Consider the following 20,955-nt stretch of genomic DNA (forward strand, 5'->3'; position numbering starts at 1 on the left):
GTGCCTGCTCATGCCCGTTTTCCTTGATACGACCTCGCCCGAGTTCGAGCTCGCCTTTCAGGCGTTGTTGTCAGCAAAACGCGAGGACAGCCCGGATGTAGACGTGATTGTGGCTGAGATCATCGAAGATGTTCGCAATCGGGGTGATGCTGCGGTGATCGAGCTGACCGCGAAATTCGACCGGCTTGAGTTGACGCCTGACACTCTGGCCTTTTCTGCCGAAGAAGTCGCAGCTGCGGTGGCGAAGGTCTCGGATGAGGATCGCGCCGCGCTGGAGCTGGCCGCCGCGCGTATCCGCGCCTATCACGAAAAGCAGTTGCCCGAGGATCACGAATGGACGGATGAAGCCGGGGCGACTTTGGGCTGGCGCTGGTCGGCGGTGTCTGCTGCGGGGCTTTATGTGCCCGGCGGGCTGGCGTCTTACCCGTCCTCGGTTTTGATGAATGCGATTCCGGCCAAGGTGGCAGGGGTCGAAAGCCTAGCCATCACGGTGCCGACGCCCGACGGGGTGGTGAACCCGCTTGTCCTGCTGGCGGCGCAGCTTTCAGGTGTGGATACGATCTATCGTATCGGTGGTGCTCAGGCGATTGCAGCGCTGGCTTACGGTACTGATTCCGTCGCGCCGGTGGACAAGATTACCGGCCCCGGCAACGCCTTTGTCGCTGCTGCAAAACGTCGTGTGTTCGGCAAGGTGGGAATCGACATGATTGCGGGCCCGTCCGAGATTCTGGTCATCGCCGACAAGGACAACGACCCAGACTGGATCGCGCTGGATTTGCTAAGCCAAGCCGAACATGACGAAAGTGCACAGTCGATCCTGATCACCGATGATGCGGCGTTCGGGCAGGCGGTGGCCGAGGCCGTGGACAAGCGGCTTGAGACATTACAACGCCGCGCAATAGCTGGCCCCAGCTGGCGTGATTTTGGTGCGGTTATCACTGTGTGTGATCTGGACGAGGCAGCAGGCCTGTCCAACCGGATCGCCCCGGAACATCTTGAGCTTTGCGTGGGCGACCCTGTGGCGCTCAGCAAGAAAACTGTTCACGCGGGCGCAATTTTTCTGGGTCAATATACTCCTGAGGCCATCGGCGATTATGTGGGTGGTCCTAACCATGTTCTGCCCACGGCGCGCTCGGCGCGGTTTTCCTCGGGGCTGAGCGTGATGGACTTTCTCAAACGCACGACACTCAGCCAGATGACACCTGCTGCGCTACGGGCCATCGGCCCTGCGGCCGAACAGTTAGCTAAGTCGGAAAGCCTTGAGGCACATGGCTTGTCGGTCGCTGCAAGATTGAAACGCTTGAACGACTAATTGGCTATGGTTTGAGGGTCACAACGCCCTGCGCCATTCTCATTCATTAAACAATATGTCTTGATCTTACTCACGGAACGGAGGCGTCTTGCTGACGTGACAACGTCGGAAGAAGTAAGTTTGGAACGTGTAGCAACATTGTGGATAGGCAGGCGGTTCAGCTATCTGGAGCACCTTTGCCTGAAATCCTTTGCGGATGTCGACCAGACGCCCATTGTTTACCACTATGGCGAGCTTGAAGACATTCCGGACTACGTCGAAGCGCGTGATGCGCGGGAAATCTTTGATGTTTCTGAAATCTACCGTGACCCGATCACGCGATCAGTTGCCGTTCATGCCGATCTTTTTCGTCTAAAGCTCATGCAACAGACCGACTATATCTGGGTCGATGCGGATGCCTATGCCCTTCGGCCATTCGAAACCAACGCAGGATATCTTTTTCCAAAAGCGAATTTGGCGCGGCAGCGCATGATGAACGGCGTTGTCGCGTTGCCACGCGACAGTTCTGCGCTGCAAAAGATGTGTCGGTTTGCCTTTGAAAGCGATCTTGTTCCATTCTGGTGGTCGGAGGATCATCAGAGGGTGTATCGCGAACTCTACGGCCGTTCCTCATATTGGAGCCTCCCATTGTCGACTCTGGGACCACCACTTTTTTTCCATTGCCTTTATGGCTCGCCAGAACACGAGATGAATTCGGCCCGAACCGAGCTGTACGCCGTGCCTTTAAGGCATCGCAGGTTGTGGAATGAACCGGATATGTCAAAGCTCGATTTTTTGGAGTGGCAAAACAAAATGTCGATCCATTTCTTTGGTTCGTGGTTCCGAAAGATGTTTCGTGAAATGGAGATCAACCGGGGGTCTTTGGTCGATACCCTCCTGTCAAAGCACGGGATTGACCCCGCCAAACATCCTTTATGACGAATTGGCATAGACCGATTTTCTGCGCGTTGCCCATTCACTTTTCTTACGATATGGCTGTCTCAACCCTTATGGACCAGACACCCATGACCCGTATTTCGCATATCGAACTGGACGACCGAAACCTACCTCCGCCGACGCCTGAGATCGAACAGGAGCGCAAGGTCGCGATCTATGATCTGCTTGAGGACAACAGCTTCGCGCTGCCCAAACGCGATGACCGTGTCGTGCCTGATGGCCCCTACCACCTGCAGTTGTCGATCCGCGACAAACGGTTGGTTTTTGACGTTGCCACTGAGGCCGAAGAAAAGGCGGCCGAGTTTCACCTTTCGCTGGGGCCCTTCAAGCAAGTGGTCAAAGACTATTTCCAGATTTGCGAAAGCTATTTTGATGCGGTGAAGTCGTTGCCGCCCAGTCAGATCGAAACCATCGACATGGCGCGGCGCGGCATACATAACGAAGGCAGCCGGGTCCTGCAGGAAAGGCTTGATGGCAAGGCCGAAGTGGACACCGATACAGCCCGCCGCCTGTTCACGCTGATTTGCGTATTGCACTTTGGGGGCTGACGGGTGACGTCTCTGCCGCAGTCCATTCTGTTCTGTTGCGACCACAACTCGGTTCGGTCCCCGATGGCCGAAGGCATCATGAAAAAGTTCTACGGCACCGGTACCTATGTGCAATCTGCCGGTGTCCATAACGATCTGGAGATCGACGGTTTCTGCGTCGCCGTCTGCCAGGAAATCGGCGTTGAGCTTTCGCGACACAGGTCGCGTTCCTTCGACGAGATGCAGGAATGGGGCGATGACCTCAGCTCGTTCGACCTGATCGTCGCGTTGTCACCCGCCAGCCAAAGGCGAGCGTTGGATTTGACCCGTATTTTTCATCTGGATGTCGATTATTGGCCAATAATGGACCCTACTGGGCTGGGCGAAAGTCGCGAAGACAAGCTAACTCACTACCGACAGACCCGCGATCAGATCATCAAACATCTGAAGGACCGCTGGGGCGAACCGACGGAGTGACCATGAACCAGACCGTGAAAACCTATTTCGATGCCTTCAATGCAGGCGATGTCGATGGCATGTTGGCCTGCCTGTCCGATGACATTGCCCATCACGTGAATGAAGGGCAGATTCGTGTGGGCAAAGAGAAATTTTCCGCCTTCTGCGCCCATATGAACCGCTGCTACCGCGAGAACCTGACCGATATCGTGGTGTTCGACGCCGAAGGTGGAACCCGTGCTGCGGCCGAGTTCATCGTGAACGGCACCTATCTTGAAACAGACGAAGGCCTGCCCGAGGCGCATGGTCAAACCTACCGTCTGCCCGCCGGGTCGTTCTTTGACCTGAAGGACGGGAAAATCACCCGGGTCACTACCTTCTACAATCTGGCTGACTGGACCAAGCAGGTCTCGAATGGCTAAGGTCTCAGCGGTCCACCCCCTGACCGGAGCGGCGCTTGAGGCCGCGCTGGACGATGTGGCCCGGTTGCGCATCAAGGTGTTTCACGCTTGGCCCTATCTCTATGATGGGGATCTGGGCTATGAGCGGAAATACCTGCAAGCCTACCGCGACAGTGCCCGATCCATCGTGGTAGGGGCCTTTGACGGCGACCGTCTGATCGGGGCCTCGACCGGCGCGCCGCTGGCCGATCATGCCGAAGATTTTGCTGCGGCCTTTGACGGGTCAGGTGTGGGTTTGTCGGATGTTTTCTATTGCGCCGAATCTGTTCTGCTGCCGGACTACCGGGGGCAGGGTGTTGGTCATAAATTCTTCGATCAACGCGAAGCCCATGCGCGCGCTTTGGGCTTTACGAAATGCGCCTTTTGCAGTGTGCAGCGCCCTGTCGACCATCCGATGCGACCAGAAAGCTATAGGCCTTTGGATGCGTTCTGGCGGGCACGCGGGTATGAACCCTTACCCGGTGTCGTGGCGCAGTTTTCGTGGAAGGATATCGGAGAAGACGGTGAGACGCAGAAACCGTTGCAGTTCTGGATCAGGGATCTGAACGCGTAGCTGCGCCTTTCGGTGTCAGTGTGTCTGTTTGCGGCTGAGAAGGCCGTACTTCACCGCCCATCCGCGAAAGGACCGGCGTTTGGGTTTTTCCAGTCTAACCTCGGATTTTGTCTGTGCCCCGCCTTTGCGATTGAATTCGAACACGTCAATGACACGCTCGGCGCAGCCGCAGGCCTCGCCCATACCGACCTTGGCGAAATAGAACTTTTCGAAGCTTTCGGGGTTTTGCATGGTGATCCTCCTGACCCTATTGAACCAAGTATGGATCGGTAAGCCAATTCACTTTCCCGTCGGATCTCGGCCGGGTCTATACATATCGCGCGATCCTGTCCTAGGGTCGCTCCAATCCAATGCTGAAGGACGCAGCCCATGAAAGTCGCAACCGCCGCCTATGACCTCGACTGGCTCGACAGTTGGGCGCAGTATGAGGACAAGCTGAACCGCTGGGTCAGCGAGGCCGCCGGGCAGGGGGCCGAGTTGCTGGTCTTTCCGGAATATGGCGCGATGGAGCTGTCGACATTGGACGGGGCCGATGTGGCAGGTGATCTGGAACGTTCGATCCGCGCGGTGTCGGACCGGATGGCAGATGCGCAGGCCCTGCATCAACGGCTGGCGCGCGAATATGGCACCTATATTCTGGGTGCGTCTGCGCCGGTTGTGGATGGGCCGGGCCGCCCGGTGAACCGAGCGGCGCTTTATGCGCCTGATGGCCAGCAGGATCACCAAGACAAGCAAATCATGACCCGGTTCGAGCGTGAGGCTTGGGATATCGCCCCCGGCGGCCCGTTGAAACTGTTCGACACCAAGCTGGGCAAGATCGGCGTTCTTATCTGCTATGACAGCGAATTTCCCCTACTGGGTCACGCGCTCAATGACGCGGATCTGATCCTTGTACCTTCATGCACCGAGGCACTCTCGGGCTATTGGCGGGTGCGGATCGGTGCGATGGCACGTGCGCTGGAAAACCAGTGTGTGACGGTCATGGCGTCGCTGGTTGGTAAGAATGAGTGGTCCGAGGCCGTGGATATGAACACAGGCACCGGTGGCATCTTCGGCCCGCCGGACAAAGGGTTCCCCGGCACCGGCGTATTGGCTGAAGGACAGTTGAACCAGCCCGGCTGGACTTACGCCGATATCGATCTGTCGGCCATTGCAGAGGTCCGCGCCGATGGCCATGTGCTGAACCGAACCCATTGGGATGAGCAAACGCCCCGAGTCGAATCGGTCACAATCTCTGCTCTTTCGTGATTCCGGCCTTGAAATAAGCCCGAAATAGGCTCATTTAAGCGCACATCCTCGCAGATTCTGCGAGTGCAACGTAAATGTGGAGACAACATGGCCAAGGAAGATACGCTCGAATTTCCCGGTGTCGTGAAGGAACTCCTGCCTAATGCGACGTTTCGGGTCGAGCTGGAAAACGGCCATGAGATCATCGCACATACGGCAGGCAAGATGCGCAAGAACCGCATCCGTGTTCTGGCTGGCGACAAAGTTCAGGTCGAGATGACCCCCTATGATCTGACCAAGGGTCGGATCAACTACCGTTTCAAGTAACGCTTTTTCTCATGGCGTTTATCCTCGGATCGGGCAGCCCAAGGCGGCTGGACCTGTTGGCTCAGCTTGGCGTGCAGCCCGATGCGATCCGCCCCCCTGACATCGACGAAACGCCCCTGAAGGGCGAACTTCCGGTTCCCTATTGCAGCCGCATCACGCGCGAAAAAGTGCAGGCGGTGCAGGCGGATAGCGATGACGTTACCCTGTGCGCGGATACCACCGTGGCGCTGGGTCGCCGCATTCTGGGCAAGCCCGAAAATGCAGGCCAAGCGGCCGAGTTTCTGCACGCCCTGTCCGGGCGTCGCCACCGGGTAATCACCTCGGTCGCGGTGCGGCGCGGGGATCGGGTGCTGCAACGCGACGTGGTCTCACAGGTTAAGGTCAAGCGCCTGTCGGATGTTGAGATCAACGCCTATCTGGCGACAGGAGACTGGCAAGGAAAGGCGGGCGCATACGCTATCCAAGGCCCCGCTGGCGCGTTCATCCCGTGGATTTCGGGCTCGTTCACCGGTATCGTGGGTCTGCCCCTGTCTGAAACCGCCGCCCTTTTGCAAGGCATCGGCTATCCCCTATATCGTGAGGTCTCATGAAGGGTCGCACTATCGTTCTGGATCACATCAACGATCGCGAGGCGGCCGCGTTGATGGTCGACGGCAAGTTGGATGATTTCCTGATCGCCGCCGATGCGCCTGCACCGGGCACAATCTACCGTGCTCGCGCAGATCGGCCCGTAAAAGGGCAGGGCGGCATGTTCCTGTCCACGCCCGACGGCCCCGCGTTTCTGCGGCAGGTCAAGGGGCTTGCCCCCGGTGCGCTGCTGCTGGTGCAGGTGACTGGCTATGCCGAGCCGGGCAAAGCCCTGCCCGTGACCGATCGTGTCCTGTTCAAAAGCCGCTATGCGATTGTCACCCCCGACGCGCCGGGCCTGAACATCTCGCGCTCGATCCGCGATGAGGATGAGCGTGACCGCCTGCTTGAGATCGCGCACGAGGTGATGGAAGGCAGTGATTACGGCCTGATCCTGCGCTCGTGCTGCGCGGGTGAGGATGCGGGTGAGGTTGCTGAAGATATCAGCACCATGCTGGCCCACGCGGACGCTGTAGTGAATGACCCCGGAACCGAGCCGGAACTGCTGCTTGAAGGCGACGGGCCTCATGTTCTGGCCTGGCGCGACTGGACCGACCCGGCCGAGGTCGAAACCCGCGCAGGCAGTTTTGACACCCATGGCGTGCTGGAGGCATTGGACACGGCCCGCGGCATTTCTGAGCCTTTACCCGGCGGAGGGCACCTGTTCATCCAGCCCACCCGCGCGCTGGTCGCCGTTGACATCAATACCGGTGTTGACACGTCCTTGGCCGCTGGCACCAAAGCCAATTTCGCCTGTGTCAAAACGCTGGCCCGCGCCTTGCGGGTACGCGGGTTGGGCGGGCAAATCACGCTCGACCTGGCGCCAATGCCCAAGAAGGACCGTCGAGGGTTCGAGTCCGCTCTGCGCGCCGCCTTCAAGTCTGACCCGATCGAAACCACCCTGGCTGGGTGGACGCCATTGGGACATTTCGAGTTGCAGCGTAAGCGAGCGCGGCTGCCCTTGCTTGAGGTGCTTAAATGACCTGTCCGATTTGTGCTGAAGACACTGTTCAGGCGTACCGCCCGTTTTGCTCAAAACGTTGTGCTGATCTGGACCTTGCCAAGTGGTTGAACGGTTCATATTCGGTCCCTTCTCAGAGGGAGGAGGACGTTGAGGCCGATGTCGAGACGGAAGAAACTGATCATTCTCGTCCGCATTGAAAAAATGTTGAAAAAGGCTCTGGACACTGCCAGTGGCAAGTCATAGAACGCCTCCACCCAACGATGAACATCGTTCCGATGCCCGGGTAGCTCAGGGGTAGAGCAGTGGATTGAAAATCCTCGTGTCGGTGGTTCGATTCCGCCCCCGGGCACCATTCTTACTCAGGACGAAAGCCAGAATGATCGCAAACGGCCGCTCGTCCCACCAATGGGCCCCTTTCGGGGAGTGACGAACTGCACGTCTTGCGCAGTATTGATTCGCAAACTAATGGACAAATGCGGACAGCACAATATATTGTTGATTGTTCGTCGATACATACTGCATGTACGGCGTGATAACTTCGAGCTATTACGCCTACAAACTCCGTGGGTTGCCGAAGGAGGGCACCCCGCGCGGTTTGGGGAACAGGTGCTGGATGCGTTTCAGGTGCTGAAGGTCGAGCCAGAACAAGTGCGACATAGACAATCCTCCTGCCGCCCTTGAATCACGACGGCTTTGCAGATGGAATCGGCCAATGCTATGGCCGCTCAGAGCGGCGAACCGGTCATCCGACGAAAAGCCTCAGATGACGGCAGTGAGCCCATAGCGAACGATGTTGAGGTTGCCATCAACGCCAGAGATGCGCAGAAACCGGACATTGCAAAGACTATTAGACCGCCCAGAGCGGCCACTCGGCGCTGCACCGCGCGTCGAGCGCTTGTGAGTCCTGAACGCAGCTGCGCTGGTTCATTTTGGTGACGACAACTATTGCAGTTGGAACACGGAATTGCGCATCTCTTTGAGTATGACGTGTTCATCGATCCAAAGCTGCGAGGATTCGAGCATCTCGTTCGTATGGATCCTCACGGAAATGAACGGCCCCATCTTCGACCCAAGCAGTCCAATAGGTCAAAAGGACCGGCATGGGCTCAGGTAGGTTAACACGCGTTGTCTTCCCGCTATCCAAAATAGATTGCATCTTTTGCCGACTCCAGTCGGGCTCTCCCTCCATCAAAAGGCTGGCAAATTCGAACGGATACTCAAGACGAACGCAGCCGGAACTCAGGTTCCGCTCATTTCGGTCAAAAAGACTACGGTCGTTGGTATCATGCAAGTACACTGCGTATTTATTGGGAAACATGAACTTGACTAAACCTAACGCATTGTCTGGGCCCGGCTGCTGAACCAAAGTCACGGCGGGGTTCTTTGCCCCCCAGTTGACAGCGTTGGCAGGAATTGTCTGCCCGTCTTTGTTCCGAACTACGTAATTGTTGCGCGCCAGATAGGCTGGATCCTTGCGGATCCGCGAAAGCTTGTCCTTCCGAAAAATCGAGGCGGGAACTGTCCAAGTCGGATTGAATTCCATGTATTGAATTTCATCTCGGAACACTGGGGTTTTTCGGTAGGCTGATCCTGTGATCGACCGGCTGGTCCAAACCGTCCCATCGGACTTGACTAAGTAAGTACGGGCTCCTGCAATGTTTACTAGCACGAATTCTTCGTCGATTTCCCGCATGAGCCAGCGGCCTCGCTCCAGGCTGAGGCGCAACTTATTTATGCGATCTTCGACAGGTTTGTTGAGAGACGCGAAAGTCTTACCACCAACGACGCCATCTGCCTCCAGGCCGTGACGATTTTGAAAGATTTTTACCAGTTGCACCAAGTAATCGTCATAAACCCAAGCTGGATTTATGCCGTTTTGGCTGATTTCTTGAAATTCATTTGTTCCCTCGTAGCCTTCTGTCGCTAGCCTTTTGCGCAGTTCGGCGACGGCAGGATCCACCATTTCCGGCTTCAGAACCGTTTCTTCGGGAACTTTGTTCCAGCCTCCCTTTGATGCAATAGCTCTGTATTTGCGCAATGCATCAACGAGCATCGTATATTGCGCATTGTCGATATCGATGCGTTCAATCAAAGCGCTGAAGCCTTCACCTTGAAGAAATTGGCTCAATACAACGGAAGGGTCTTGTTGAATTACTGGCTTTGAGAAATTCCAATCGTCGTCTAGCGCATTTGGATCGACTTTTCCAAACACCAAATGGTGTACGAGTTTCACGGCCGCGTCAGTCGCCAGAATATCGAATAATGCTCGACTGGAGGCATCGCCACCCTGTGAAGCTTTGAACGCGGATCGAAGCTCCTCTAGTTTGAAGTCACTCGGCGTAAAGCCCTGATCAATTGCTCCACCCAACTCCTCAAAAAGCTCGTCAACCAATTCAATACTGGTCCAAGCTGGCGTAAATTCTCTAGCCGTATAGAAACGAGGTACAAGGATTTCTGCGTCCAAACTCTTGCTGTTTGAAAGTGTACTACTCGCATTCGTATTTGACCTTAGAAGCGCTTCTATCTGTTCCGAGACTTGGTCTGCTGCGCCTAAATTGGGGCATGTCATCAACGTTGCAGTTAGTGCAATTGCAACTACTGATTTAAGACCTTTCATCATCCGCCCCGCCACCTTCAATCTATATATTGGTTCTCCATCGGAAGATACTCCAACATTATGTATAATCAAATTGGAATTTATTGGTCTCGGATCTTGCTCGCGCCGCATCGACGACAATTATTTGCGAATGGCTGCGTTGCCCGTAGAACAGACGGCGGGTGAAAACTTGAGAACGTCTGCTTTGGGCCAAAACAGTCGTTGCCGATTGAAGCAATTAGCGATTGCTTAGAACCTTTCGAGAACAGTGCGCCAAAATTGGATCTACCTTTGGCACGTTTTGTCTGCGGTAGTTTACGAGCTTTGGCATTTGGACCAACTCTACGGCTTAACACCAGCTTTCTTCAGGCCTTCGACCAAAAGCGCATTGTGTTCGGGTAGACGGAAGAGGATCAAAGCGCCGGAGACAATGCTGTCTAGAAACGCTGGGGCAAAATCCGCCAGCGCCTGCTCATGTGGCAGGCCTGCTTCGGCACGCCCGAGGTGGGCGGCACTGGCGATCATAAGAGCCCGGCGGATCGGCGCTCGCGGCGTCATCTGAATCGCGTGCTCACCCCAACGCATTGCGTCTTCAAAATCAGCGTCGGCGAAGGCAGCTTGGGCGAGCGCCAGATAGGCGTCTCCTACCCAGAGATCAGTGTCGCGTGGGGAAAGCTGGAGGGCAAGGTGGGCATGTTCGCGCGCCTCTGTGGTTCGGCCGACCAAAGACTCATGCCAGGCCATGAAGAAGATGTTCCGGGCAAAGTTCGGGTTCAGTGTGAAGCCCAAACTGAAGTCGGCGTTGGCCCCGTCAAAATCCCCACGGAAATGACGAACCACACCGCGAACGCATAAGGCGCGAGGGTCGAGTTGACCACCAAGAAACAGAGGTTCAACGCTTTTCTCAGCTAGGCCCAGGTTTTCGGTGGGGTCCTCATCGAACTGGTATAGATAACGCATCAGGTAGGCAAACGCTTTGATCCAATGCGCCTGGACATTGCGCGGGTCGAGATCAATGGCGCGATCAGAGGCCGTTATGACCTCATCGAACTTTTCCTGAGAGTAGAAGCCTCCTGCGTAGAAGATCGCCATCGCACGTAGCGAGAGGTCGTAGGAGTTGAAGTCGATATCTCGAGCCACAGACGCGCGATCTATTTCGGCAATGGATATCTGGGGGGCGATGGCGCCGACCACGCTGCGTGTAATCTCATCCTGTAACGCGAAGATGTCGTCTAGCGTGCGGTCGTAGCGCTCGGCCCAAACATGGGCTCCATTTGTGCAGTCGATGAGTTGGGCAGTAATGCGTACGCGGTTTTGGGCTCGACGTAGGCTACCCTCTAGCATGTAGCGAACACCGAGTTCACGAGCGACATCTATATGGGTGACGGGGCGACCCTTGAACGAAAACGAGGAGTTGCGGGCGATGACGAAAAGCTCGGGAAAGCGCGAGAGCTCTGTGATGATGTCTTCGGAAACGCCATCACAGAAGTATTCCTGTTCTGGATCATTGGACATGTTCTGGAAGGGCAAGACAGCGATTGATGGTTTGTCAGTGGGTTGCGATTGGTATTGCGTGGAATCAGATTCGCCCTCCATCGCCAATTTGTAGGCGCGAACTGGCTTCGAGATGTTTTTGAGCGCTACTTCGCCAAGGTCTATGATGTCGTGTTCAATTTTGCCTCGAACCTGCCGGCATGCGTCGTCAGACAGAATGACACCGCCTGGGTCAGCGACGCCTTCGAGTCTGGCGGCAAGATTAACACCCTCGCCATAAATGTCGCCCTCGTCCAAGATTACGTCTCCAATGTGCAAGCCTATTCGGAAGCTGATCCGGCTTTCGGTGGGGCTCTCGGCTTCGGCGACGTGCAGCGCCTTCTGGAGCGCCGCTGCGGCCTCAACGGCAGAAACGACCGAGCTAAAAAGGGCAAACAGGCCATCACCGGTAAGCTTGATAATCTCACCTCCGGCACTTTCGATACCTGGATTGATGATGTCCCGGCGTAGGTCTTTGAGGCGAGCAAGTGTTCCCGCCTCGTTAGCCGCCATAAGCCGTGAGTAGCCGACCATATCGGCGGCAAGTATGGCGGCAAGTCGGCGTGTCATGCGCATTTCCCAATAGCAACCTTTTTTCGAATCTATCAAGTTCGGTAGTAGCGTGCCAATTTTCGAAAATGTCCGGTTTGGGCTATCTACGGTCCTTCGGTGAAAGCGGGTCAATGGCGGCGAAGTCCGCATAGCAGACGTTCAGCAGATTTCAGCGAATGTCCGCTGCCGTTCAATGCAGACCTTCGGGCGAAATTTCTCGGAATTACCACCAACAATGACCGCTTTCCGTTCCTAAGCAGTCATCTGACAGAACGACTCAGATGACCGCATCGAGCCCAAAGCGAACACTCGCTCAAACTTGGTTTGGGGGCCATTATTATCACAAAACCGTCTATTTGACTGACCGGTTGCCAGAATCGCAGTCTTAGGTGATCCTTCAAGAAATCGAAGGATCGCAATATGTTTAGGTTTCTATTAATTGCATTCGGTATTTGCGTATCTACTTTCGCGTTAGCGCAAGAGTCGTCCGAAGATGTGGCGGGAAAAGATGATACCTCGGCAACCTCGTCCAGCCTGCTAACTGATGCTGAGTTGCAGACATTGGTCGCCCCGGTTGCTCTTTATCCCGACACGTTACTCATACAGATATTTGTCGCGGCCACCCAGCCATTGGAAATTGTTAAGGCTGAGCGGTATTTGCTGGATAACGCCGACCGCGACCCCGTTGAACTTGAGCCGGAAATCGAAGCAATGGGATGGGATCCTTCTGTCAGCGTGTTGGCAACGGCGTTTCCCGAAGTTGTTGGGCAGATGGCCACCCATATCGACTGGACCGAGACAGTCGGCACAGCCATGTTGGCCCAGTCCGATGATGTGATGGATGCGGTGCAGGTGATGCGGGATCAGGCAATTGACAGCGGCGCTCTTGTTTCAGGCCCCGAGCAAACTGTCGAAGTGTCTGACGACGACACAGTAGTAATTACACCGACAGAACCCGAAACGGTATACGTCCCACAATACAATCCCGAGACGGTTTATACTGGCCCGTCAACCGGGGATGTTGTGGGCGCAGCACTACTAACGTTTGGCGCCGTTGCCCTGATCGACGAAATTTTTGACGACGACGATGATTGGTATGACTACTGGGGGTGCCGAAATTGCGGTGGCTGGGGCGGCGGTCCGATTTACAGAAATCCAAACATCGACATAGACGTCGATGGCAACGTCAATATCGGCAATGATATAGATTTAGGTGACCGAACGGATGTCGGATGGAACCCCGATCCTGACCGGCAACAGGAGGCCCGGAACAAAATAGCAGACCATAAAAGACCTGAAAGTGGCCGCGGCGACTTGCCGGTTAGCCGTCCTGACGGTCGCACGGATGAGCTGCGTGCAAAGTTGAGCCGAGAATCTGGTGCTGCAGATATCAGCCGGGACCGCGGGGCGGCAGCAGCTGCGGTCGGCGCCGGTGCAGGGGCTGTAGCAGGCGGGGCACTAGCGAACCGGAGCAACGCAAATCGGGATAAGGCCGCTGCAAAGCAACAGGCCATTGATCGTACTAAACGTCCAGATGCAGCGAAAAAGCCAGTAGCACAAAGACCCCAGACCGCCAAGAAGCCGCAGGCGAAGAAAGCCGCATCAACGCAGCGCAAGCCCGCGGCATCCAAAGGGCAAGCGATGAAGAAAAAGGCGTCCGGCAGCAGAACTCAAAGCGCGTCCAAGCGTGGACACGCCGCTAAAGGCAAGCGGAGACGGTAAGATGCGTAGGTCAGTATTTTCAATTTTGTTGCTTGCCGCGACCACCAGCCCGGCTCTCTCTGAAGGAGCCAGATTTGATACGCCGCAAACCGCACTGGATGCTTTTGTTGATGCGTTGAAGGCTAATGATCAGAGCAAGCTGATCGAAATTTTCGGGCCTGAAGCCGAAGATCTGGTTGGAACGGGTGATCCGGCGGAAGATCAAGAAAGAAGGCAGGAAATGCTTAGCATGTATGCCGAGGGGTATCGTTTCCGGCCTGAGGACGATGGTGTTGTACTTCTTCTGGGTGAAGACGGTTGGCCTTTTCCTATCCCAATTCTGCGAAAAGATGCTGGTTGGCGCTTTGACCTGGAGGCTGGTATCGAGGAACTTTCAGCTCGTGAAATAGGCTTGAATGAGTTGGAAGTGATCGAATTGCTTGAAGCCTATGTTGACCTGCAGGCAGCTTTCCGGCTTGTGGACCATAACGGGAATGGCGTTATGGAATTCGCTCAGACGATCATTTCTGATCCCGAAGAGCAAAACGGACTATTCTGGCCCGGTAAAGACAGCTTTGTCGGTGCAGCTCTCGCCCGCGCTGCAGCTTCGGGGTGGAGTGACGGTCAGGCTGACTATGAAGCCGAGCCGTTTCTTGGCTATTATTACACAGTCCTGCAAGAGCAGGGCCCTAACGCTCCTGGGGGTGCCTACCCTTATTTCGTCGGGGATCACTTCGTTGCAGGACATGCCCTGCTGGCAATACCGGCAGACTACGGAGAAACTGGTATCCATTCCTTTCTGGTTGGCGAAAACGGCATAGTCTACGAGGCAGATTTTGGCCCGGAAACACTCAGTATTGCTGCTGAAATAACTGCCTATGATCCAGACACTAATTGGTCACCGGTCGAGTAATGTTTGGATTGATAGTGGCACTTAAACTCTGCTGCTTTGCTGAGGCCACTATTTGCGGATCGTTTAACAAGCTTCAATTCGATGGTTACGTGTACCCGAACAGGTTCAGCCTGGATCGCTCTTGCAACACACATTGTGACTGCTAGCAAATTGCCCATCTTACGGTTTGATCCATTCTTCTGCCTTAACACGTTTAAACTGAATGATCGGATAGTTCGCAGAGCGGTCTTTCATCTGAAATTGCCGAATGACTGCTGTGCGCCCAGAACAGACTAAGTGATTTTTAGTCTTAACCTGATATCACTCATCCCTGGGTGTGTACCAAAGTGGTGATGTGTAGGCCCGCTCCTGTATCGAGTGCGGTGCTTCGTCTGGGATCTCCGTTCCGAACACCTTTGCATCGTATGTCGTCCATCGCGGCGTTGGTATTGCCAGCACTCTGACATAGTAAAACGCGTTTTGCGTTGGGTCGAAGTTCGGGTCTTCCCAATATCCGGTGAGAATTGCCTGGCCGATGTCATTTGTCCAAGACGCGTTTTCTACATCCACCGTATTGCCAACCGGGCCGTCACACCCCGCGTTTAGAAGTTCACGCCCGCCACAAGCAACATCATAAACACGTTCCGACGTTGTGCCGTCACTGTTCAGCCGGCCTTTGACAATCTGAATACGGTCGAGGTTAGCCCCATCGGGGTCACGGAGCGCACGGATGAGGAGGCGCGGAGACCGACCGTCTCTATCCGCTGGCAAATCCGCCCCCATCGGGACGCCATTCTCATATCCATATGCGGCAAAATCCGCACGTGGCAGGTCTGTTTCGTCGAATTCAAATCCGGCAAAAACACGAATACGCATGAGCGGCCCCGTGGTCGCATAGACTTCCTTCCGAGCAAAAGCATCCCAAATGGCCTCGCGGGTGTTTTCCCTTGCCCAAACGGCCGCCAAACCCGACGCCGAAGTCTGCCATGCATATTGGGCAACACTCTCGTCCCCACCAATGCCGCCGACGACTTCTTCAAATCGGATCGGGTCAGCAGTAGGTTCAACAGCCGTGACTTTCCCGAAGAAATTGTCCTCGCCAACCGTGGACAGCGATGTATGAGCGTCAGTTGAGCCGATCACGCCAAATTTGAATGGGTTTGTCCCTGTTTCCGCCTCGTATCCAAGCCCCCGCCGCAATGCAGCCCGCGCATACTCGCGTGGAAGCATCTCCGGTGTCTTGGGCTCTGGTCCAAGTTGTCCTTTGTCCCACGTTTCGAAGTCAGCAAATTCATCGTCTGGTGACAGCATGGGATGTGCTTCGCCGTCACCTTTCATTTGCGTGATTTCGTAGATCGGTTCCCACTTGGCACGCTGTTTGAAATACTCAACATCGAACGGTTCGCCGGACAAGCGCACTTCGTCGAACATCAACCCGTTGGACAAATTGCCATTGTGCGGGATCGCAAGCAGCTTTTGGCCTGTTGTCTCTTCGGCTTGTTCCATCCATGCCCAAAGGTCTTCGGGGTCGAAGCTATCAAAGTTCGAGAACGGGATGATCTTGTCAGCGCCCTATTTGCCACCGTTGAATATGACATTCCTGTGCAGGTTGTTCCGCTGTGGGTTTGAGGTCCACTCGAACCCGATAAGCGCGGTAAACAAACCCGGTTGGTTGTGTGCCTCAGCGGCAGAGGTAATGTTGCTCCACGCTGTTTGGTAAATCTCCTGATAATCTGCCAATGGGTCTGTGCCAGTGGACTTGGCTTGGCTCCAAATCGACCATGCGCCAACGGGATCACCGGCCTCGACAGCCGCGTTCAGTTGCTGGCCAAACTCCGTGGAGAGCAGCGTGGCATCTTTGGCTGAGAGCAGCGGCGCAAGACCAAGGTTCTCGGCGTGATCGGCAACAACCAGAAAATCCAATGGTCGGCGCAACCTCGCTTCGACACCGGTGCTGGATGTAACGACTTCCCCTTTGGCAAACCTGTATGCTTCATCAGGGCCAAGTACATTGCCGATCATACCGGCATCGGCAGAGTATGATGTATGCAAGTGAGTGTCGCCGAAATAGACCTGATTAGGGAAGTTTTGTTGTGGGTAGGGGGAATATTCTCTGTCGCCAGGTTGAGTGCTTGGGACGTCCTCGGCGTACGCACCAGCCGCAAGCGCGATAGTCAGAATAGATGCTAAACGGATCATTTCCTAACCTCATATTTTGCTCAAAGTTTACAACGCTCAATACAAGTAACTATGACGCATAATCTGAACTCTATTCGTCCAGCACAGCGGCCGCTCAATTAAACTCTGCAAACGATGGCTGCGACCCCAAAGCGGCGTACACGCAATAACTAAAGCACGCACCTGTATCGAAGTCTCAAATTAAAAAGGTATTTTAGCGTGGTATGCTTGCGAACGTTGAGGTTTCATCAACTTTTTGCAGTTTGACGACGCGCAATCTCCTGTCGAATTAGGCCTATGTGCAAACGTGCATCATATGCTCCCTGGCGGTATGCGAGCGGCAGATTCAGATTTGCAAGGGCGGTGTCCACGTTTTCGATATTTTTGGCGACTTCTTCAAGCTCAGTTGAGGTCTGTGCCTTGCTGAGTTCCTCCTCAAGCGCCGTGATACGCTGATAAAAACGCCAGACCCGGCGCTTTTGAAACCACACGTAACTGGACGGGACGATCCGTAAAAACGGTACTAAGAACAACAAAGGCAACAGCAATAACAGCACGCTGCCAAACTGTGCTGCGATCCAATATGGCAAGACGCCATGCAAAAAGTTTGGCCCAGAGTTTATGAGTTCTGTGGCAATTTTGTTCAGTGGTACAGGCGGTGAAGCCGTGTTCGGATACTCGCGCGCACTTTGCAAAATACTAGGTTCGCTATGAATGTTCTTTGCTGCATTCACTAACCTATCGGTTACTGCAGGGTGCAGATCGGATGCGGCGATAAGTGAAGCTCGCAATGCCAAGATCTTGACGTCCTCTGGTGGTCTCGGAGGGTCAAGTGTGATTGATCCTGCCGGTACAGTTACCGAATTTGCTCCGGAAAGTTTCAATGCAAGGGCATCGACCAAAGCCATGGGGACGAAAATGATTTCTGGATCAAAAATTGCATCCATAAGGTAAGGTGCATCGAGTGGAGCGACAAACAACGCCGCATCCGCTTCGTTGGCATATAACGCCTTTATCGCATCATTGCCCCCGACGTCGACGAGGTTTATGCCGACATTTTGCAACTCGGCGGCCTCAATTAGCGCTAAAGCGGCGGCACGAGTACCGGACGCCTTGGTTCCTGCAGCTAAGCGAATATCTCCCCATTCTCCTGCATTGGCCCCGACTGGACTAGACTTTCCGCGGAACACCACCATGGGTTCAAGAAAAATGGCGCCCAAAGACTGTAAGTTTTCGTCCTGAGGTATTTCCAGGCCACCCTGAACAAATGCGGCATCCACTTCGCCAGAAACAAGTTTCTGAATGTTCTCAACGGACCCCTCGGTTTCAACTAAAATTACCTGAATGCCGTCACGTGCAAGTTCTGCTTTGTAGAGTTGTCCAACTTGCCAATATCCGCCACCGCTTATGCCAGCAGCCAGCTTAATACTGTTGGGCGGTTTCAAGCCAAAGATCAGAAAAACAAGCAACCCGACAAACATAATCGGAAAGAGAATGAAAAGAGCTAAGCGCATTTATTCTCACATTCAGATGATCGGAACAGATAATTCGTTCTCATTTGATAGCAGTCTTTTTGCCAACGAGAAACCGATCACAGTGGGTGGCACTCGAAAGTTCGAATTCTTCGGTTCAAGTATCCCTGAAGGCTAAGTTGGTAGCGCAAAAAACCAAGAGCGCTTGAACTAGGTTGAGATCAAAAACTGGCCGTCTAAGCAACGGTTTATCCTATCGTAAACCAGAGTTTAAGTTTTGTCTTTTTTGTCGGCAATGTCCCGCATCTCGGAAATTGCAAAATCTTGTTGCGAATGTCCGGTTTAGGCTGTCTGCGGTCCTTCGGTGAAAGCGGGCCAATGGCGGCAAAGTCCGCATAGTGGTCGTAGCCAAGATTTGGGAGAGCGACCGCTTTTGGTGAGAGCGGTCGTTCCTGATCGAAACTCCGAGTTTCCGGGGGTGCGGCCGCACAGCGATCACTGATGCACTGCGCAGCGAACGACCGCTTCGAGCCCAAAGCAGTCTTGGTTTAGGAGTTGCCAATCCTACGATTGCGTAGGGTTCAACATTTTCACTGTTGAATTAGGCGTATCCGACTGCGACAGTTTCTTATGCAACGTCGCCTTACCACCATCGTTGCCGCCGATTTGGCGGAATACTCTCGTCTGATGGCTATCGATGAAGAAGGCGTTATCCGGCGTTTGCGCGCAACACGGAGCGACGTGATTAACCCGGCGGTGGCCGAAGCCAACGGGCGGATCATCAAGACGATGGGCGATGGCATCTTGGTCGAATACCCCTCGCCGGTCGAAGCCATGCGATCGGTGATTTCAGTCCAGGAACAAATGGTGGCGCGTGAAACCGGCCCCGCGGACCAGCGCCTGCGCTTTCGCGTCGGCATAAATGTCGGCGACGTTGTCGAAGACGGCGATGACATCCTCGGCGACGGCGTCAACGTGGCGGCACGGTTAGAAAGCCTCGCGCCGCCGGGCGGGATATGCATCTCGCGCAGCGTCCATGACCAGCTTCGTGGTAAGATTGATGCCCCCATGACCGAACTTGGCCAGCAAATGGTCAAGAACATCCCCGAACCGGTCGAGGTTTGGCGGGTCGAGATCAATGGCGTTAATGCGCCGGCGCAGGAAGAAAAAACCGAGCGCCCCTCGATTGCCGTTCTACCATTCGACAACATGTCTTCGGATCCCGAACAGGAGTTTTTCGCCGACGGAATCGTCGAGGACGTGATTACCGAACTCAGCCGGTTCCGAAACCTATTTGTCATCGCCCGGAACTCGACCTTTGTTTACAAGGGCACCGCGACCGATATCAGGCAGGTCGCGCGCGAATTGGGCGTGCGCTATGTCGTCGAAGGCTCCGTACGGCGTGGGGGCAACCGGGTGCGCTTGACCGCCCAGTTAATCGAGGCGGAAACCGGATCCCATGTCTGGGCCGACAAATGGGACCGCACTCTGGATGATCTCTTTGCTGTTCAGGACGAGTTGACCGCTGCCATCGTCACGGCTGTCGAACCTGAACTGGGTGCCCACGAACGCACGTTGGCGCGTAAGAAACCCTCTGAGAGCCTCACAGCATGGGAAATGTGCCAAAGAGGGATTTCCGAACAAGTGAAATTCACGCCCGAGGCGATAGACACCGCCGACACCTTTTTCCGGAAAGCAATTGAGAGCGACACTACCTTTGCCGATCCGCATGTGATGTTGGCGCGCAATGGGTGGGTGCGCCTTGGATCTGGGTGGAGCAAGGATCCCGCGTTGGAACTCAAGAACGCGATAGACAGCGTGAAACGCGGATTGGAGTTGGACGACCGACAGGAAGTGGCGCATCTCGTACTGGGTGTCTTGCTGGCAATGGCGGGAGAGCCGCGCGATGGATCGGTCTCGGTGAACCGCGCCCTTGCGCTTAATCCAAACAATGTTCAGTGTCACTATGCGATGTGCATGGTAAGCTTGTTCGATCCCGCCACAGATGGGGACCTGATGCTCAGAAGCGCGCAGGAATGCCTCAAGCTGAACCCCAAGGATCCGCGCGCCACAATGTACCATTTCTTTTCCGCCTTGGGGCGCTGGGTCGAAAACGGGTTGGTCCCTGATGACGCCTATATTGCAGACATGGAAGCGGCGTGCAGGTACACAAATGCGCCTTGGTTCGTATTTATGATCTGCGCGGTGGGTTGTGTGCGAATGGGGTTCACAGATCTTGCGAAAAAGCATCTTTCGGCAGCGCTGCAGCGACGTCCGGAACTGACAAAAGAAAATTACAGGAACGCGTTTCTTCAGCCAAGCTGGCCGGAATGGTATGAGAACGATCTCGATGCGCTTGAGACACTTGTCGAATTAGGATTGCCTCGCGACTAATGCAGCTTAGTCCGCAACTCGGACGTAGGTCCCGTTCAAACCAGCGTCCGGTTCCAGCACAAGCGGTCAGTGAGACGTCAAAGCAGAAGGCTCCGCGTGCCGACTGGTAATGAGCGTTCGGTTTCGGCTGCTTTGTGGACATCCGACAAAAGTGCTCAGATGACCGCCTTGAGCCCAAAGCGGACAGCAAGGTGAATTTCGTTCAGCGGCCTCGCAAGCCGAACGCAAAGCGGAGTTCGGTTGTGCT

18 protein-coding genes, 1 tRNA gene and 1 pseudogene are annotated in these 20,955 nt (G+C 54.9%); 15 read left to right on the forward strand and 5 right to left on the reverse strand.

Annotated features, from left to right (window positions below):
- Window positions 1-10: 10 nt before the first annotated feature.
- The 6 genes from hisD to AC2FF7_RS02720 all read left to right on the forward strand — a co-directional run bounded on the left by hisD (window position 11) and on the right by AC2FF7_RS02720 (window position 4,245).
- Complete coding sequence (hisD, locus tag AC2FF7_RS02695; protein ID WP_496905154.1) at window positions 11-1,312, forward strand: histidinol dehydrogenase; 1,302 nt, start codon at window positions 11-13, stop codon at window positions 1,310-1,312.
- 120 nt (window positions 1,313-1,432) lie between these two features.
- Window positions 1,433-2,230, forward strand: a complete 798-nt coding sequence (locus AC2FF7_RS02700; protein ID WP_480867113.1) for a hypothetical protein — start codon at window positions 1,433-1,435, stop codon at window positions 2,228-2,230.
- Window positions 2,231-2,316: 86 nt separating this feature from the next.
- Window positions 2,317-2,796: a UPF0262 family protein gene (locus AC2FF7_RS02705; protein WP_170353926.1), complete on the forward strand. Its 480-nt coding sequence runs from the start codon at window positions 2,317-2,319 to the stop codon at window positions 2,794-2,796.
- 3 nt (window positions 2,797-2,799) lie between these two features.
- Window positions 2,800-3,252, forward strand: a complete 453-nt coding sequence (locus tag AC2FF7_RS02710) for an arsenate-mycothiol transferase ArsC (RefSeq protein WP_170353273.1) — start codon at window positions 2,800-2,802, stop codon at window positions 3,250-3,252.
- 2 nt (window positions 3,253-3,254) lie between these two features.
- A complete protein-coding gene (locus AC2FF7_RS02715) occupies window positions 3,255-3,653 on the forward strand; it encodes a ketosteroid isomerase-related protein (protein WP_170751469.1) in 399 nt (132 codons plus the stop codon).
- The gene (locus tag AC2FF7_RS02720; RefSeq protein ID WP_170751467.1) at window positions 3,646-4,245 is read left to right on the forward strand and encodes a GNAT family N-acetyltransferase; all 600 of its coding nucleotides are present in this window, start codon (window positions 3,646-3,648) and stop codon (window positions 4,243-4,245) included. Before AC2FF7_RS02715 ends, AC2FF7_RS02720 begins: the two co-directional genes overlap by 8 nt.
- Before the next feature lie 15 nt (window positions 4,246-4,260).
- Here AC2FF7_RS02720 and AC2FF7_RS02725 read toward each other — a convergent pair whose 3' ends face one another.
- Window positions 4,261-4,476 carry a hypothetical protein gene (locus AC2FF7_RS02725; protein ID WP_170353270.1) on the reverse strand — a complete coding sequence of 72 codons (216 nt, stop codon included), beginning with the start codon at window positions 4,474-4,476 and terminating at the stop codon, window positions 4,261-4,263.
- Between the two features lie 138 nt (window positions 4,477-4,614).
- Here AC2FF7_RS02725 and AC2FF7_RS02730 point away from each other — a divergent pair, with 138 nt between their 5' ends.
- From AC2FF7_RS02730 to AC2FF7_RS02755, 6 genes are all read left to right on the forward strand, one after another.
- Window positions 4,615-5,493 (forward strand): carbon-nitrogen hydrolase family protein, encoded by an 879-nt coding sequence (locus tag AC2FF7_RS02730; RefSeq protein ID WP_480552058.1) that lies wholly within the window; start codon window positions 4,615-4,617, stop codon window positions 5,491-5,493.
- 87 nt (window positions 5,494-5,580) lie between these two features.
- A complete protein-coding gene (gene infA / locus AC2FF7_RS02735) occupies window positions 5,581-5,799 on the forward strand; it encodes a translation initiation factor IF-1 (RefSeq protein ID WP_005978431.1) in 219 nt (72 codons plus the stop codon).
- An 11-nt stretch (window positions 5,800-5,810) separates the two neighbouring features.
- A complete protein-coding gene (locus AC2FF7_RS02740) occupies window positions 5,811-6,389 on the forward strand; it encodes a Maf family protein (protein ID WP_480867117.1) in 579 nt (192 codons plus the stop codon).
- Window positions 6,386-7,408: a ribonuclease E/G gene (locus AC2FF7_RS02745; RefSeq protein WP_480867118.1), complete on the forward strand. Its 1,023-nt coding sequence runs from the start codon at window positions 6,386-6,388 to the stop codon at window positions 7,406-7,408. Before AC2FF7_RS02740 ends, AC2FF7_RS02745 begins: the two co-directional genes overlap by 4 nt.
- Window positions 7,405-7,587 carry a DNA gyrase inhibitor YacG gene (locus tag AC2FF7_RS02750; protein WP_480867119.1) on the forward strand — a complete coding sequence of 61 codons (183 nt, stop codon included), beginning with the start codon at window positions 7,405-7,407 and terminating at the stop codon, window positions 7,585-7,587. The genes AC2FF7_RS02745 and AC2FF7_RS02750 overlap by 4 nt, the downstream gene beginning before the upstream one ends.
- Window positions 7,588-7,667: 80 nt before the next feature.
- Window positions 7,668-7,742 (forward strand) — tRNA-Phe (locus AC2FF7_RS02755).
- Window positions 7,743-8,381: 639 nt separating this feature from the next.
- On the opposite strand, the gene AC2FF7_RS02760 is transcribed toward AC2FF7_RS02755, so the two are convergent.
- Complete coding sequence (locus tag AC2FF7_RS02760) at window positions 8,382-10,010, reverse strand: L,D-transpeptidase family protein (RefSeq protein ID WP_496905155.1); 1,629 nt, start codon at window positions 10,008-10,010, stop codon at window positions 8,382-8,384.
- A 318-nt stretch (window positions 10,011-10,328) separates the two neighbouring features.
- Window positions 10,329-12,095: an adenylate/guanylate cyclase domain-containing protein gene (locus tag AC2FF7_RS02765; protein ID WP_496905156.1), complete on the reverse strand. Its 1,767-nt coding sequence runs from the start codon at window positions 12,093-12,095 to the stop codon at window positions 10,329-10,331.
- A gap of 396 nt (window positions 12,096-12,491) precedes the next feature.
- Between AC2FF7_RS02765 and AC2FF7_RS02770 the strand changes: the two genes are divergently transcribed.
- Window positions 12,492-13,793: a DUF3300 domain-containing protein gene (locus tag AC2FF7_RS02770; RefSeq protein WP_480870648.1), complete on the forward strand. Its 1,302-nt coding sequence runs from the start codon at window positions 12,492-12,494 to the stop codon at window positions 13,791-13,793.
- A 1-nt stretch (window position 13,794) separates the two neighbouring features.
- Window positions 13,795-14,685, forward strand: a complete 891-nt coding sequence (locus AC2FF7_RS02775; protein WP_496905157.1) for a DUF2950 family protein — start codon at window positions 13,795-13,797, stop codon at window positions 14,683-14,685.
- Window positions 14,686-14,985: 300 nt separating this feature from the next.
- On the opposite strand, the pseudogene AC2FF7_RS02780 reads toward AC2FF7_RS02775, so the two are convergent.
- Window positions 14,986-16,863: pseudogene (locus AC2FF7_RS02780) on the reverse strand (DUF3604 domain-containing protein).
- A gap of 227 nt (window positions 16,864-17,090) precedes the next feature.
- Window positions 17,091-18,356, reverse strand: coding sequence for a TAXI family TRAP transporter solute-binding subunit (locus AC2FF7_RS02785; RefSeq protein WP_480870640.1), 1,266 nt, complete (start codon window positions 18,354-18,356; stop codon window positions 17,091-17,093).
- 588 nt (window positions 18,357-18,944) lie between these two features.
- On the opposite strand from AC2FF7_RS02785, the gene AC2FF7_RS02790 reads away from it, so the two are divergent.
- Window positions 18,945-20,708, forward strand: a complete 1,764-nt coding sequence (locus AC2FF7_RS02790) for an adenylate/guanylate cyclase domain-containing protein (RefSeq protein ID WP_496748822.1) — start codon at window positions 18,945-18,947, stop codon at window positions 20,706-20,708.
- The last annotated feature ends 247 nt before the right edge of the window (window positions 20,709-20,955 follow it).

Source organism: Ruegeria sp. YTSC325 (genome assembly GCF_059609525.1).

Excerpts from the sequence above, each read along its gene's own strand:
- hisD (WP_496905154.1), top strand. The coding sequence starts at position 11 with ATGCCCGTTTTCCTTGATACGACCTCGCCCGAGTTCGAGCTCGCCTTT.
- AC2FF7_RS02705 (WP_170353926.1), top strand. The coding sequence starts at position 2,317 with ATGACCCGTATTTCGCATATCGAACTGGACGACCGAAACCTACCTCCG.
- AC2FF7_RS02715 (WP_170751469.1), top strand. The coding sequence starts at position 3,255 with ATGAACCAGACCGTGAAAACCTATTTCGATGCCTTCAATGCAGGCGAT.
- AC2FF7_RS02720 (WP_170751467.1), top strand. The coding sequence starts at position 3,646 with ATGGCTAAGGTCTCAGCGGTCCACCCCCTGACCGGAGCGGCGCTTGAG.
- AC2FF7_RS02725 (WP_170353270.1), bottom strand. The coding sequence starts at position 4,476 with ATGCAAAACCCCGAAAGCTTCGAAAAGTTCTATTTCGCCAAGGTCGGT.
- AC2FF7_RS02730 (WP_480552058.1), top strand. The coding sequence starts at position 4,615 with ATGAAAGTCGCAACCGCCGCCTATGACCTCGACTGGCTCGACAGTTGG.
- infA (WP_005978431.1), top strand. The coding sequence starts at position 5,581 with ATGGCCAAGGAAGATACGCTCGAATTTCCCGGTGTCGTGAAGGAACTC.
- AC2FF7_RS02740 (WP_480867117.1), top strand. The coding sequence starts at position 5,811 with ATGGCGTTTATCCTCGGATCGGGCAGCCCAAGGCGGCTGGACCTGTTG.
- AC2FF7_RS02745 (WP_480867118.1), top strand. The coding sequence starts at position 6,386 with ATGAAGGGTCGCACTATCGTTCTGGATCACATCAACGATCGCGAGGCG.
- AC2FF7_RS02750 (WP_480867119.1), top strand. The coding sequence starts at position 7,405 with ATGACCTGTCCGATTTGTGCTGAAGACACTGTTCAGGCGTACCGCCCG.
- AC2FF7_RS02760 (WP_496905155.1), bottom strand. The coding sequence starts at position 10,010 with ATGATGAAAGGTCTTAAATCAGTAGTTGCAATTGCACTAACTGCAACG.
- AC2FF7_RS02765 (WP_496905156.1), bottom strand. The coding sequence starts at position 12,095 with ATGCGCATGACACGCCGACTTGCCGCCATACTTGCCGCCGATATGGTC.
- AC2FF7_RS02770 (WP_480870648.1), top strand. The coding sequence starts at position 12,492 with ATGTTTAGGTTTCTATTAATTGCATTCGGTATTTGCGTATCTACTTTC.
- AC2FF7_RS02775 (WP_496905157.1), top strand. The coding sequence starts at position 13,795 with ATGCGTAGGTCAGTATTTTCAATTTTGTTGCTTGCCGCGACCACCAGC.
- AC2FF7_RS02785 (WP_480870640.1), bottom strand. The coding sequence starts at position 18,356 with ATGCGCTTAGCTCTTTTCATTCTCTTTCCGATTATGTTTGTCGGGTTG.
- AC2FF7_RS02790 (WP_496748822.1), top strand. The coding sequence starts at position 18,945 with ATGCAACGTCGCCTTACCACCATCGTTGCCGCCGATTTGGCGGAATAC.